At 36.2% G+C, this 14,969-nt stretch carries 12 protein-coding genes; 3 read left to right on the forward strand and 9 right to left on the reverse strand.

The features are described from left to right. Nucleotides 1–104: 104 nt before the first annotated feature. The 3 genes from IGI96_RS18465 to IGI96_RS18475 form a co-directional block, all read right to left on the reverse strand. Nucleotides 105–5,717: a VaFE repeat-containing surface-anchored protein gene (locus IGI96_RS18465; protein ID WP_438785539.1), complete on the reverse strand. Its 5,613-nt coding sequence runs from the start codon at nt 5,715–5,717 to the stop codon at nt 105–107. Between the two features lie 185 nt (nt 5,718–5,902). Further along, nucleotides 5,903–6,085 carry a hypothetical protein gene (locus IGI96_RS18470; RefSeq protein ID WP_438785540.1) on the reverse strand — a complete coding sequence of 61 codons (183 nt, stop codon included), beginning with the start codon at nt 6,083–6,085 and terminating at the stop codon, nt 5,903–5,905. Nucleotides 6,086–6,277: 192 nt separating this feature from the next. After that, nucleotides 6,278–6,823 (reverse strand): LysM peptidoglycan-binding domain-containing protein, encoded by a 546-nt coding sequence (locus IGI96_RS18475; protein ID WP_438785541.1) that lies wholly within the window; start codon nt 6,821–6,823, stop codon nt 6,278–6,280. A 137-nt stretch (nt 6,824–6,960) separates the two neighbouring features. Between IGI96_RS18475 and IGI96_RS18480 the strand changes: the two genes are divergently transcribed. Together IGI96_RS18480 and IGI96_RS18485 are read left to right on the forward strand one after the other, a co-directional pair. Beyond that, the gene (locus IGI96_RS18480) at nt 6,961–7,206 is read left to right on the forward strand and encodes a hypothetical protein (protein ID WP_438785542.1); all 246 of its coding nucleotides are present in this window, start codon (nt 6,961–6,963) and stop codon (nt 7,204–7,206) included. Between the two features lie 53 nt (nt 7,207–7,259). Beyond that, nucleotides 7,260–7,679 carry a hypothetical protein gene (locus IGI96_RS18485; RefSeq protein WP_438785543.1) on the forward strand — a complete coding sequence of 140 codons (420 nt, stop codon included), beginning with the start codon at nt 7,260–7,262 and terminating at the stop codon, nt 7,677–7,679. A gap of 67 nt (nt 7,680–7,746) precedes the next feature. Here IGI96_RS18485 and IGI96_RS18490 read toward each other — a convergent pair whose 3' ends face one another. From IGI96_RS18490 to IGI96_RS18515, 6 genes are all read right to left on the reverse strand, one after another. Then, on the reverse strand, nt 7,747–8,067 hold the full coding sequence (locus IGI96_RS18490; protein ID WP_438785544.1) for a hypothetical protein: 321 nt from the start codon (nt 8,065–8,067) through the stop codon (nt 7,747–7,749). 867 nt (nt 8,068–8,934) lie between these two features. After that, nucleotides 8,935–9,255 carry a hypothetical protein gene (locus IGI96_RS18495; RefSeq protein WP_438785545.1) on the reverse strand — a complete coding sequence of 107 codons (321 nt, stop codon included), beginning with the start codon at nt 9,253–9,255 and terminating at the stop codon, nt 8,935–8,937. Nucleotides 9,256–9,414: 159 nt separating this feature from the next. Further along, on the reverse strand, nt 9,415–9,669 hold the full coding sequence (locus IGI96_RS18500; RefSeq protein WP_438785546.1) for a helix-turn-helix domain-containing protein: 255 nt from the start codon (nt 9,667–9,669) through the stop codon (nt 9,415–9,417). A gap of 349 nt (nt 9,670–10,018) precedes the next feature. Next, nucleotides 10,019–10,636: a PepSY domain-containing protein gene (locus tag IGI96_RS18505; protein WP_438785547.1), complete on the reverse strand. Its 618-nt coding sequence runs from the start codon at nt 10,634–10,636 to the stop codon at nt 10,019–10,021. Between the two features lie 166 nt (nt 10,637–10,802). Further along, on the reverse strand, nt 10,803–11,090 hold the full coding sequence (locus IGI96_RS18510) for a type III secretion system protein PrgN (RefSeq protein WP_438785548.1): 288 nt from the start codon (nt 11,088–11,090) through the stop codon (nt 10,803–10,805). Nucleotides 11,091–11,253: 163 nt separating this feature from the next. Next, entirely contained in the window at nt 11,254–12,753 is a 1,500-nt protein-coding gene (locus IGI96_RS18515) for a primase C-terminal domain-containing protein (RefSeq protein WP_438785549.1), read from the reverse strand. Between the two features lie 1,289 nt (nt 12,754–14,042). Between IGI96_RS18515 and IGI96_RS18520 the strand changes: the two genes are divergently transcribed. Continuing rightward, nucleotides 14,043–14,960, forward strand: a complete 918-nt coding sequence (locus IGI96_RS18520; RefSeq protein WP_438785550.1) for a ParA family protein — start codon at nt 14,043–14,045, stop codon at nt 14,958–14,960. The last annotated feature ends 9 nt before the right edge of the window (nt 14,961–14,969 follow it).

The raw sequence follows: 14,969 nt of genomic DNA on the forward strand, positions 1-14,969 counted from the left end.
AAATGTTGTGAGTAGTCTAATAACCAACTCTCTTACTCTTGCTTGATCATTCGAAATTGTCTAAAAACAAGCGGCTAGTTGTCTAACCGCTTGTTCGTCTTTTTTTAGTCTTTGACCTTGTATAAGTCATAACCTATCAATCCTGCCGCAAGGACAAAGATCATGCCAATAATCATCAATACATTGCTATCTTCAGACCCTGTTTTTGGCAACGTTGGTACTACAGAAGCTGCTTTCACTGGTTGTGGTGGTTTTGGTGCTTCCACAATTTGAACCGTTTGATCTTCATTTGTTAGATCCACATTGTGTTTCGCCACTTCTTCAAATGTTTCTTCCTCATCTTCTGTTTTGGCTTGAAGCCATTCCGCAAAACTCAAGCCTTTTCCGGCAAGGTTCCGACCATCAACTAAGAATTCAAACAAGAATTCCATGGTTTCTTTGTCTGCCGTAAAGATTTTTTCGGCATGGGTACCTTCAAATGGCGTGCCGTCTGGTGTTAAATAGCCTTGAACAATCAACTTGTAAAGTTGACCAATTGCTAGACCATCTACTTTGACCCATTCAAGCACTTTTTGATTTGGCAAAGCGAAGATCTCTTTTCCACCATTTTCATTCGTGGCTTTGGTCGTAATGGTTGGATTAACGATTTTGATGGTTTGGTCTTTGTCGGTAATGTCTGCGTGAGAGGCTAATAATACTTCGTCTCTGAAGAGATTTTCAAAGACAACCACTTCTTTGCCTCGCAACGCACGAGCGTCCAACACAAAGTCTAAATTAACTGTACCGTCGGTACTTTCTGCTACAAACGTTAACGTACCTGTGACTTCTTTGTCGTCTACTAACACTGGTTGTTCGGTTGCTTTATCCATCAAGATTCCATTAACTGTATACGTGCGACCAATGATCAAATCGTTGTATTTCACGGCGTCTGTAATGGTGACTTTCGTTAACGGATTAACTTCTTTTAAGCCAGTTGTTTTGTGTGTAGCGGTGGTACGAACACCTGGATTCGTTACCCGTACCGTTTGCCCTTCATCCGTAATATCCGCATGAGAGGCTAATAATACGCCTTCTCTGAAGAGGTCTTCAAAGACCACGACTTCTTTTCCACGTAATGCACGTGCGTCAAAGATAAAGTCTAAGTTGACTGTACCGTCGGTACTTTCTGCCACAAAGGTTAACGTACTTGTGACTTCTTCGTCGTCCACTAAGACTGGTTGTTCGGTTGCTTTATCCATTAATACCCCATTGACTGTATACGTTCTACCGACAATCAGATCATGATAGGCAACTGCATCCGTAATCGTGACAACTGCCAATGGATCAATCACTTGAAGTCCCGTTTCTTTATCTGTTGCTTGGGTGCTGATTGCTGGATTCGTTACCCGTACCGTTTGCCCTTCATCCGTAATATCCGCATGAGAGGCTAATAATACGCCTTCTCTGAAGAGGTCTTCAAAGACCACGACTTCTTTTCCACGTAATGCACGAGCGTCCAACACAAAGTCTAGATTTACTGTACCGTCCGTTGTTTCTGCCACAAAGGTTAACGTACTTGTGATTTCTTTGTCGTCCACTAAGACTGGTTGTTCGATTGCTTTGTCCATCAAGATTCCATTGACTGTATACGTCTTTCCTACAATCAAATCATGATAGGCAACTGCATCCGTAATCGTGACAACTGCCAATGGATCAATCACTTGTAATCCTGTTTCTTTGTCTGTTGCTTTGGTGCCGATTGCTGGATTTGTGATACGTACGGTTTGCCCTTGGTCATCGATGTCTTTGTGGTTTGCCAGCTCTTCGTCATTTCTGAAAAGACTTTCAAACACAACGATTTCACGACCATTTAAGTCCGTTAAATCAAAGGTAAATGGCACGATCACCGTTTCATTTTCTGCTTTGGCAATAAAGTCCACACTGATTTCTACTGGATTTCCATGAACTAGTAAGGCTTCACCGGTTGCTTTGTCCATTAAGATTCCTTTGACCAAGTAAGCTTTTCCTGGAAGGATCTCTTTAACTTCAACGGTATCGTTTAAGGTGAACAGCCCTGTTGGGTCTGCGACCGTCAAGCCATCTTCAAATACAGCTGTGGTATGAACCGTTGGATTGTTTACCCGAACACTTTGATTTTCATCGGTAATATCTTCGTGTGCTGCAACTTCAATACCGTCACGGAAAAGTTTTTCAAAGACAACGATCGTTTGACCTTTTAAGACGCTGGCATTAACTGTAAATTCCAGGTCTTTTGTGCCACTTGCTTTGTCTGCAATAAAGGTCAACGTTTTTCTGATTTCTTTACCATCTTGCAGGATCGGTTCATTCGTTGCCTTGTTCATCAAGACACCTGAAATGGTGTATTCTTTGCCGACAAACAAGTTCGTATAAGAAACACTGTCTTTAATGACGATCGTTTCTAACGGATCCACCACTTTTTCTCCGTCTTCTTTATTCGACGCTTGTGTTTCAAGTGTTGGTGGAATCAAATAGTTGCGTACAGAAACGAATAAGGTTTCGCCATCATCTGGCGCATTTTGTTTGAATGTGACGGTAAATGCTTGTTTGTCTGTATTTGGTTGGAAGCTTTCTAATGGCGCTTTTTCTAAGAAATAATACTCCCCAGCTAACAAACCTTTTACAAGAATTTCACCGTTTGTATCCGTCGTATATTCACCGACTGCTTTTCCTTCGTCGTTATACAACGTAAACGTCACACCTGTAAGTGGCGTTTGTTTGTTATTCCATTCTTCATACTTGAACAATTTCACATTCTTACGTGCTTGACGGTTCGCAAAATTGATCACTTTGATCGGTTCGGTATCGTCTGTAATCGAGAACACCAACGGTGTTTTGTTTAAGACATAATTTTTCGGTGCGTTGATTTCTTCGATACGGTACCGACTAATTCCATACGTAAACGTACCATTCGTAACGAGATAACCTTTATCATTAGTACGGAAAATATCCGTTACTTCGGTATCATTTGGAATGGCAAAGGTGACATACTCATTCGCTAAAGTGTCAAAGATCTTGAACTCCGTATTAGCAAGTGGAATCACTTTGCCTGTTTCTTGATCGACTTTAACAATTTTGACTTGTTGCTCAATGATTTGGTCTTCTAACACATAACGGAAGGTTTGACCTTGTTCAGAAATCGTTACTTCGAACGGTTCAAACAATTTGTATCCTTCCTTACCTATTGTTTCAGAAACAATATAGGTATCAAAGACAACGGCGTTTTTACCGAAGGTAAAGTAACCGTCTTTGTCAGTCAAGACTGCTTTAACGACTTTACCGGTTGTTTTCGAGGTCAATGAAATTTCAATGCCTGAAAGTTTTGGCTTATTGTCAGGATCTTTCGTGTCCACAAAGTCTTTATTGCCAACTTTAACTCCTTCAATCGTTCCTTTGATCACTTGATCTTTTGCCGTTGTTTCCACAGTGACTGTTTCTACTCCTTGACCGGCGTAAACAAGATCGAAAATAAGTTTGTTTGTGTTCAAGTTGTAGCCAGCTGGCGCTTTTTCCTCGATCCAGAAATAAGAACTTAGGTTTAAGTCGCCGACTTCTGCTTGAACTTTGCCATTGATATTTTTTAATGTAACAGATTTGATTTTTGTGCCATCTGCTTGGTACAATCCATAAACTGCGCCTTCTAAGGTCGCAGCACCTTGTGCGTTGTTTCCAGTTTCTTCATCTTGTTTGAAAATGCGCGCAATCCCTTTTTGTTCTTGGTTTTGAATTTTTTGATCTACATTTGTAACTTCAACATCTTGGCCTGCATAAACAATGTCTACTGTCCATGTAGCAGTGTTTAGCACATATCCATTTGAGGCAGCTGTTTCTTTAATTGTATACGTGCCTAAAGGTAATGCCTTTGTTTGGGCTTTTCCTGCATCATTCGTCGTAATTGTGTCTACAAGATCACCTGTAATCGTTGGTCCAGCGTACACTTCAAAAACATTTCCAGCCAATGTATATTGATCATTTGGCATAGTTTTATTGAATCCTACCCCTGATTTATCGATCGTAATGGTCCCTTTTTGCGCTTTGTTTTCAAGATTGACTCTCACTGTTTTATTCGCTTCGATCGTAAAATCTTTGCTTGTTTTGTTCAAAATATAGCCGGTTGGCGCTTTGATCTCAACAACGGTCCCTTTTGTGCCATGCGTGATATTCTTGATCGTCGCAATCCCTTGATCATTCGTTTTCACGGTTTGATCTTTACCAGCAATTGTGACTTTGATTTCTGCATTGGCTAAAGGTTCTTTTGTGTCTGCATCAATTTTCAATATTTCAAGGTTGCCTTGTTTTATGACACTTAGATTGAGGATCACTTGTCCCCCAGTAGGATCCCCTAAAACTGAAATAGTTTGTTTTCCTGGCTGTTTATAAACTAGTGAAGTTCTATTCAATTTTGTTTTATGAAGCGTAATAGTTGCTTTTTCAGGCGCATCATTCGTTACAGTAATGACTAAATTGCTTCCTTGAATTTTTGCGTTAATACCTTTAGGAAAAGTTATATCTTTGATATTTCCTAAAGAATTATTCGTATCTGGAACAATGATTGTTTCACCAACTTTAACAGTTTCGGTTTTTCCAGCAAAAGATACTTTTTTATTAAATGTCGCTATTTTCTGATTTATCTCGTTTTTAAATGCCTCATAATTCAACACCTTATTAACCATCAACGGAGTTGAGTTCAACTGTTCATGAATAAATAGTTGTGTTGCAATTCGACGATAAAGTGACTTATCTTTACTATCTTCCCAGCCAAAATATGCAATTAACTCAATTTTTTTTCGAACATCTGCATTTTTTAAATACGTATCTAATGCAGATTCTGTAAATGAACCTGAAGAACCTTCTACCCCAGGTTCAATACAAAAGGCAATTTTCCCATCAACTTCAAAAAGATCAATTTTATCATAAGCAAATGGCGTTCCATTTGGCAAATGCATCTCTGCCCAATAGATACCTTCTGTCGGTTGTGGAGCAACTTCTGTCATTTTTACATTTGCCGTATTTGCGGCACGTGTAGAAATTGCAGCACGGCGAACACGAGCAGAACGAGGTTGAGTAACCACAAGCGTTTCTTCTACTTTTTTCTCAGATAACGTCGTTTCTTTCGTGTCAGTAGCAACTACAGTTTCTTCTGTCGTCTCTTCCGTATCCTTAGTGTCTACCGGTTTTTCCGCTGGCTTTTCCGTATCAGTAGCGGGTGTATCCGTTGCTTTTTCTACAGAAGATTCTGGTGAGGCAGGTACCTCAGGTGTTGGGTTACCTTCTACCGGTTTTGTCTCTGGAGTATCTGTTGTTTCTGCTGGTTCAGAAGAAGGTGTACTACTTGACGTACTTTCTTCTGAAAGTTCCGGTGAAATGTCTGTTTCTGGTTCTACCGGTTGCGTGACAGCTGGACTGTCTCCTGGATTTTGCGCTTCCCCAATCATTCGATCAAGGGCTGCTTTTGAGTTGGTTGTCGGTGCATTGGTCTCTGACACAGGCTCAGCTGGACTTTCTACAGCTGGAACTGCTGTTTCTACCGGTTGAACTTCAACTGCTTCAATGGGAGCTGGTACCGTTGTTTCTACTGCTGGTTGACTGGATATCGTTTCTTCTGCTTGTACTTGAAATGTCCCGATCAAAAAGCAGAAGTGCGAAAATGCCAGAAGCGCAGCTGCTTTTAACCATTTCTTTCTCGTTCTTTGTGACACAAGAATTCATCCTTTCTTACAATTTTTCTATAATAAAACGCCGTTACCGAAAAGCGATAACGACGTGAATGGTTGGTTTTATTTTGGTTGATCTGGAGATCTTGCCCGTGGGAATTGTTTCATCATGTGTTCCTCCAAACAAAAAAGATATCAGCACATTTACTGATATCTTTTCCATATATTTATTATTGATTAAAGTTCACCGTCCATTTACCAATAGGTTCGTAATTTTTATTTACTAAATCAAACCATTGCCATTCGTATCCATACCATTTGCTATCTGGATTTGTTGCTTCTGCTTCACCGTATGCTTCTGCTTCAGCCTCAGAGTTAAATATTTTCCCGCTATTACCAAGAGTTCCTGGCATTGGTTCTTGATCCGTTACTGGTGAAGGATCAGTGACAGGAACTGTTGTCGATCCACCTTGTTCCCCACCCGTAGTTGGTTGTGTCGGTGTCGTCGGTTGAACTGGTGTACTTGGTTTTTCTGTTGGTTTACTTGGTTGCGTTGGTTGACTTGGCGTAGCTGGCTTACTTGGTTGAGCTGGTGTTTCTACTCCTTAAGAAGCTGTTGTCCCGCTTTGACTACCGTTTGTTCCACTAACAGTAGTATTTGTCTCTTGACTGCTTTTATCCGTTTTTTCGCTAGTCGCAGTTGTTCCTTGCTCATTTTGTCCAGGCGTAGCCGTTTTGGTTTTATCTGTTGTTGATTTGGCAGGTTCTTGCTTACCTACTGGTTTACTAGCATCATTCTTATCCTCCGGCTGAATTACTGTTTGAGCAATTGTCTCACCTTGTTTGTTTTGAACTGTCGCTACTTTGCCTTCGAATACCAATGTGTTACCTGCATAGATCAGATCCACATTCGCAATCTTGTTCAGATCTGCTAGTTTTCGCACTGTCAAGTTCGTCGTTTGGCTAATACCGCTTAATGTATCACCCCAAACAATCGTATATTTATTGTCTTTGGCTTTCGCAATGTCAGCTTTGATTTGTTCCACTGTACGTGGTGTCCATTCTGCCGCACTTGCAGTTAACGGGTTGACGACGCCAACCCCAACAATTGCTACTGCTAACACTCTCAATACATTTAATTTCATTTTCAATTCTTTCCTTCTTTTTATTATTATTTTATTTACAAACATAGGGTGCCAGTTATAGGATCCTATGTCAATAGATGTTTTGAAAAAAATATTATTTTTGGTATACTTATCTTAGAATCCAATAAATAGGAGGTCGCGTTATGGAAAATAGCAATTTAAATCACTATCAAAGCTGGGTTACATCCAATTTAATTACTAGAAAACAAGCCGCCGAAATTACCGGTCAAAGTTTTGCAGCATTTTCTCAAACAATTAAACAAGGTCGAATTAAGCCCTTCGTTGAAATTGGAGAAGGTTCTGGTCCTGGAATGGTTCGCTTATATCTTAAAAGTGATATAGATGCATATGCCAAACAGCTACAAGCGAAAAAGCAGAAACAACAATAAGTCGTTTCTGCTTCTTTATCGAAAAAACAATTTTATTATGGAGAATGACTATTATGAAGAAAAAATCCCTCATAATCTTATCACTCAGTGTCGTACTGATATCTGTACTTATCATTGCTTTTTCCTTGTCTAGAAAAACAGAAACAAGTAAATCCATAACCATGACAACTTCTAGTAGTGTAGGTACAATCTCTAATTATCCATTACTAAATACGTTAAAAGACCTCCAAGGTGCTGACATACAAATTTTAGGTAAAGCTCAAATTACAACCGTGCTATTTCAAAATAATAATACAGCGGTTCTTTCTCTCGAATCCGGCGAAGAAATCAAATTACCGATTAAAGTAACCGACAAAAAGAAAAACTTATTTGAGATTCCAGAGATAAGCTATACCTCTAAATCGTTGGAAATAGGCGATACTTTTGGCTTAGCTCAAAAAAACAATAACTATTTTGCCTATACTATCGAATAACTTTTTAGTAACAAGGAAATCACTCAATCTCTTGTTACTCCCATTTTATTAAAGCGCTATCATATATTCAATAGTTCTCTTTTACTTTTTGATCGTTATCTTCTACCAATCCATTCTTTTGTTTCCATTCAAAAAAACTACATTCATTGGTTTCAATACACATTTCTTTTATCTGATCCTCTGTATATCCTGATTCTCGCAAACAATAATATTCATTCACAGTCAGAGTAGCTAAATCAAATACAAAGGGTGATTTACTCGGTCTCTCCTGTTTCGCAGTCTCTAGCTTACCTTCTAGTAACTTTCCTAAATAAGTTAGCTCTTTTTCTTGTTCAACCGTCAGTTCATCATTTTCTTTCAAACTTTCTAAAATAATAGAAATTCTCAATCGTATCATTCGCTTAAATCGACGGCTTTTTTTCCTCATTCTTCATACACTTTCCTTGCTTTTTTGTTTTTATTTTAATTAGAAATATCGAAAATAAGCAAGACCTAATTTTATTTAGTGAAATTCTGTTGTATAATACACACGAGCTAGTTAGTTCATTTCGCCATCAAGTGTGGATACCTCAGTTGGATAAATCTCCAGTAACCCTAAACCTCTAGCTCAGTGACTGTCGTTTGTTCTTCCACGACAGTCTTTTTGTGTTTGAATCACTCCTGTTACTTTAAGTGACTCTCTTTGTTTTCTGCTCCTACAAGCGCAAATTACAGATCATCCATTTCAAAAATTTTCATTTGAATTTTTCCTTTCTCCCCTCTATTTTGTTTGAACTTTACCGACAAATCAACATTTTGTATTTACCAAAAAATGTTTCGCAAGCTTTATGGCGTCCGGAAGCTCTAACCCTAGTAGAAAACGGTAAATGCTCGCTTGATATCAAGGTCATGGCAAGTATCTACATGTATGTAGCAGACAGTTTTTTGTTCCTTACACAAGAACGACTGTATAGCCCAGAAGCCCTATAAGCTACGCTGATAACTCCCGGAACATATTTGCTCTTCGGCATCGTTAAGAATAAATGTTGTTACACGACTGTTTTATTCAGTCGCTACATTCCCCCACTAAATCCTTTGAAAGAGACCAATTGAAAGATACCTCTTCCTGAAGATCGACTCAATCAATGTTGGACCACATCGAGTTCCACTTCAAATCATCAAATTTTCCAGCAGATCCTTTATTACTTTAACAATCCTCAGAGGATTTTCAGGCAAATACAAAATGTTGATTGTATCCGATTCATCCTCTTTTAAATCAACAAGGATTTTTTTCAACTAATTTTCCCATTCCTTTACCAGTCAATCGTAACGGTGAAACAGGACTTGCTCTTCTTGCAATAAGTACTCCGTTATGATCAAAAACAAGCCGAATTTTTTTCTCGATTTTTTTCAAACTAGTTTTTCTTCCTGTCTGTACATAGATAGCTCGAGTACCTTCATGACATAACTTCACCCCTAACAAACCAGATTCCGTAATCAAATAATTATCCCCTACTATCTTCCCAAAAGCATCCATTCTGCGAAATAATACACATCGATAACCCAAATTTAAAATATAGTTCTCTATATTTTTCATAAATATAATCATTCCTTTCGCAATTCCGATCAAGACGTAACATTAGATAAAAAGTGCTGAGTTCCTATCGGAACCTTCGAACATGCCTTCTAAGTTCATTTTTTAGTTAATCCCTTATGTCTGCCCCCTTTTTATCCATTTATACATAGATTATACGATTTAAACATTAATTATTATTTGTTTTTCATTGCAAGTATTAAATTCATTATTTTCAATCATTTTTGCTAAATCTATAATACTATCTACACTTGTGTTCAAAACACAACAAATATGTATTAACATTTCAAGAGAAGGTGTTGATTTATTGTTTTCTATACGAGAAATTTGTTTTCTGCTACAAAAATTATGATACAAATTTCGTTGTGGAATATTATTTGTTTTCCTCAATAATTTTATGGCTGTCCCTATTTCCATTAAGAATCCATCCTTCCATATCATTTTATTTATATAAACAAAATGATATGGAAGAAATGATAGAAAAATAAGAGACACATATGTCACTAAAAATGATTTTTGTGAAAGTACACACATTCTAGACAATATCATCGAAATATCAAAATAGATAAAATACAAAAAGCAACGATAAAAATATCTTCTGGTTTAGCTGCCCAAATAATAAATAAACAAGATATAAAAGAAAAAACAGCCCATCAAAAAAGTAGTTGACCAAAAGATCAACCACCCAATAATTACTCATTAATAAAACCAACATGTTAATAACCAACAATCATTCAAATAATAATTGTAAACAAAACTGTTATTTCTAATCAATCCACTCTTTTTGCCATTCTATAAACGTCCCAGTATTAGCATCAATTTCAAAATCATATTCTCTTCCATCAAAAATAAGATTTCCTTCATATTTCTGAATTCCATCATCTAAATCTAACTTTATTCTTATATTTTGTACCGTTGAACCCGGAACTTTTCCTAATACAAATTGAACTGCTTTATCTTCTGAAATCTTTGGTTCATTCATTTTACTCTGATTTTGTTTTTTATCCTGCGATACTTCTATCTTACTCTTATCTTGATTCTGTGATACCTCTACCGCACTCTGATTTTGATACAACTTTGTATCCATAACTCCTTCAGAGACTTCCTTATTTACTTCAAGAATACTACCATCTACTGCTGAGATTTCATAATCGTACTCAACCCCTGTAGAAAAAACAGTAAAATCTACTTCATAGACAACTCTTCCATCATCTTCACTCCTATTCACATACAACCTTGTAACATCATTTTCTGTAACTCCTGCATCTGAAAATGCAATCATTTTCGCATTATTACTTCCTACATCGTTACCATTATTTACAGTACATCCAGTAAATAAAAATATTAATATTGCAAAAACTAAACAAACTTTTTTATTTACCATAATTCTCATCCTTTCTCTTTCTACTTAAATTTTTAATTAATTGCATTTTGAAAACTACACAACAAATTATTCCAAAAATGATTCCACATGTAAAGAAATTTTTCATGCAACAACACCAAACAATAGCCATCCAAAACCACTTACTAATAAGCTATCTCTTAATTTACTAATCGATCTGTTCCTTTTTCTTTTTAGGCATCATACTCTTTTGAAACTCTTCTTCCAGAAATAATAACTGTTCATACACCTTATCCATTGACCATCCAGAAGACAAACTTAAACAATACAGAAAATCACAAGGCAATAACCCGACAGGACGATTCCGATAAGACCAAGTAGCAACAGTACTTTGCTTGTAATTATGTAACTCACAAAATTCCTCTACAGTTATTCCTAACTGCCGAATCACAAAAACACTGACAGGATAGGGATAAACAAAAGTATTTACTGACATAGATGGTAGACCTCATTTCAAATTATTATCACATATGCAATAATAATACCGCTCTTCTTAAAAGCTGGCAACCAAGGGAAGAAGTCATGTAGTTAAAAAAAACACTGAAAAACAGAAGAAGTATCATAGATATAATGTAAAAGGCAATTTGCACCTTTTAATTTCAACCTGTATCGATCATGAATAAATCTGTTTGAACTCCAATTTTATTAGGTTCTAGCAAGCGTTTCAGTGCTGTCTGGATAAACGTGGATTCTCTTCCAAAAGCTTCTGAAATCGCAAAGAAATAAGCCTCCTGGCTCTCTTTTTTTAGCCGGATAACGGAGCGCATTAATCCATGCATCGAAGCTAACATAATACCTCCATTACGACCAGCACGGATACGAAAATGAATTTTGTTCTCGTCTTTTAACCGCTTCAGTACTTTGTCCAGGGAACGTTTTGGGATCTTTAAGATTTCAGTTAATTCTTTTTTTGTAGAAAGAACGTATGGTTTTTCTTCATAGGATTGTTCATTCAAAAAAGACAATAGATCTTCTGCCCATTCATGACTATGTGAATACTTGCGGACAGCTCTTTCTTTCTTGAATTTCCACCAGCCACGTTTTTTGTTGAATAACTGCTCTTCAGAAAGGTTGGCATCCACCCACTCTTGGCACAATACAACAATTTTTTCTCTATGAGCAGCTTGGTACTTTCCTGAATAAGCCGATCGAATAATTCTGGTCAGCTCTCGATCAGTTAATGGACTTGTTAATCGATCATTGAACTCAAGGATAGCTAATTCACACTCTTCGATCTCATATCCTGAAGAAAAGTAGGCCAAAGATAGGGTAAATATGACATTATTTCGGCCATAAATCCCCTTCTCTCCTTGAATTTTTTGACTCTTAAATAACAGCTGGAACCACGGCTCATCGACTTGACGGAATTCCTGATTTGACGGTAAGACAAAGATATTCTTACTCTCAGAACTCTTGTCAGCATCTACACGCATCGACCAATTGATCCACTCTTTGAAACTATAACGGTACTCTGGCTCAAAGAATAAAACACTCTCTTCTGTAGGTATACGAGTAATTCCAAAATGGTTTGCATTAACATCAACTGGAAATTCATAGTCATTCGCTAATTTATTTCGCAGATTATTGGAAATCATTTTAGCCACGTTGATCACTTTGAAGTTGGATTTCTTTGTCACATAGGCAGGTTTATCTAATACATAAAATGCTTGGTATCCATGATTCGTCCGCAATACCATAGTTGGCATAAAACCAAGCTCATTACTGGCCAAAATGATTTCTCCGTAATCAAAATTTGGATCTAATGTGTCAAAATCAACAAAAAACGTATTGATCTGACGTAAATTGTCCTCAGAATGGCCTTTCGTGAACATTCTTCCTTCATCGACATATGTCCCATAGCGAAAAACGTTAGGTGTCCAGTGGCTAAAGCGATTATTATTTTCAATAATGCCCTCTTCAGAAGTAATTACTAGTCCGATCCCTTCAATCATGTGTTCTTTCGAACGGTAAGCAAAAATAGCCCCTTTCCCTGCCTGCTCGCTAAAAGAGACCGGCTTAAGGCGGCTATTTTTATATTTAAATTTACGAATACCGTTCTGTAAGATTGTTGAATAAACTGTATCTAGCCTTACTGTCATGCCTGCTTATCCTCCCCAAACAAAAAGAGAACACAAATAATTGTTCGATTTGTGTTCTCTCAATGCCTAGAAAGTCAAAAATTCTTTTAAATTGCATGACAAAATAAGCTTATTTATGTTGAGTTGCCCGTCAAAAAATGGTAAAATAAGTCTATAAGTTCGGATTACCAGTCCGAATAGATTTATTTAAATCACATAAGTGGTAACCAGCCACTTACATAATCCTGAGACGAGCGAGAACACATAGTGTTGTATGTGATTCAGAAGAATAGGTGAGGTCCAATTCACTTATTTTTCCGTCTCTCTTTTTTTGTTTTAATTTTCATACTAAGAATATCCGAAAACACCTCTTAATTCAAGCACTATTTTCCTCAAAAGCCATTACGTACTACCTTAAATATATTTTTTTTATATTTTTTACTACCCTAATTAAATAATAACTACTACATTTATTAAAATATTTCTTATAATATGTACTACCAAAATTATTGTTTAAATACTACTCTTTTGTCTTAATTCCTATATTATGTACTACCTTAAAATACAAATAAATACTACCTTATAATCAAAGTGTTTAAAAGTAGTAAATAATATATTATAATTTAGGTAGTATATATTTAGATAAAAAAACAGTTTGCTGCTCAATAATCCTAATACTAAATTTACATACTACCTTTATCATATTAATTACTACCCTTTATTTGTTGCTATCCCTAATTGATTACTACCTCTATTAATATGTATTGTTTACTACCTAAATGTATTGTTATATACTACCTTTATCCCGAATGGATACTACCTAATACTTCAATTATATACTACCTATTATTTATCAAAAAAAAAAACACATACTACCATAATCTAACTTTATCTACTACCTTATTAAACTTTTAATTACTACCTAACTAATTGTAATTTCGATCAAAGCAAATCAGTTTTTTTTAATACTACTTCAAAAAACTGATTTTGACTCAATCCTCTGTTTACTTAAATAAACAGGAAAGCCTAAAATACGTTTTTAGTGTTTCTACGTAAGTTCTATCTAATTACAACTAGCATCTTAACAAATAGTAGTAACTAATAAAGTTTGCTTTTTATACATTTAAGTACTATCATTTTTAAAGTAGTACTTAAATAAGTTTTTATATAGTAGTAACTATTTTATACGGTCACAAGCGTAAATTTCTAGGATTTTTTAAGTAGTATATAATTAAATTTTGATAGTAATACTTATGGTAGTATGTTACTATTGTTAAAAAAGTAGTAGTAAATTCAAGGAGTGATATAACTTGTCAAAGAAATTTGTTATTGGAAATTTTAAAGGAGGGGTAGGGAAGAGTACATGCGCGCAAATGTTAGGTTTCGAAGCTGCTGTTGCAAAAAATCAAAGAACTCTGATTGTCGACCTAGATATGCAAGGGAATACCTCTGACGTAATGAGCTTAACTCATATGAACTTTCCTAAGGAACAGGGTGGGGGAGACGGAGAACCTATTGATTATGAAAATACAATAACCGATGTACTCATTGGAAGAGAACCTATTGATTTAAATCTTGAAACAGAAGAGGAAGTTGACTGGAATAAGGTAGTAGATAATGATACTCGAGTCAATCCTAAAGATGCTATATATAAGGTAGTAAATAATTTGTACATCTTACCCGCAGATATGAGTTTTGAACTTTATGATGATTGGATCAAAGATCAATTCTCCGATTCTGCAGATAAACTCATTTATATGCAAAAAAGATTAGGCCCGTTACTTGAAGAATTTGATATTGTATATCTAGACGTTCCTCCATCTATTTCGATTTATAGTAAATCTGCAATGTATTTAGCAGATTATGCGATTGTTGTTCTTCAAACACAGGTTAAATCCATGCGAAATGCCATGCAATATTTAGAATATATGGATTTCTTTGTTGAAGGCTTTGATACTTCATTAAAGGTCGCTGGTGTGATTCCTTTTATGTTAGAAAGTGGCGACGCAGTAGATCAGGAAATGTACGCACAAGCACAACAAATCTATGGTGATCATTTATTAAAAAACGTTGTACTTAAAAATGCACGTCTAAAGCGATATGACGGGTCTGGAATAACGATGGAGCTAACTAAAGCTGGCAAGTTAAAGCAGTGGGATAGACGTTGTCATCATCTGTTTATTAATATTTATGAAGAGTTGCTTGAACATGAATCTTGGTACGAGTAGGAGGTTCTT

The organism is Enterococcus sp. DIV0421 (genome assembly GCF_051713745.1).
GTDB lineage: Bacteria > Bacillota > Bacilli > Lactobacillales > Enterococcaceae > Enterococcus_D > Enterococcus_D casseliflavus.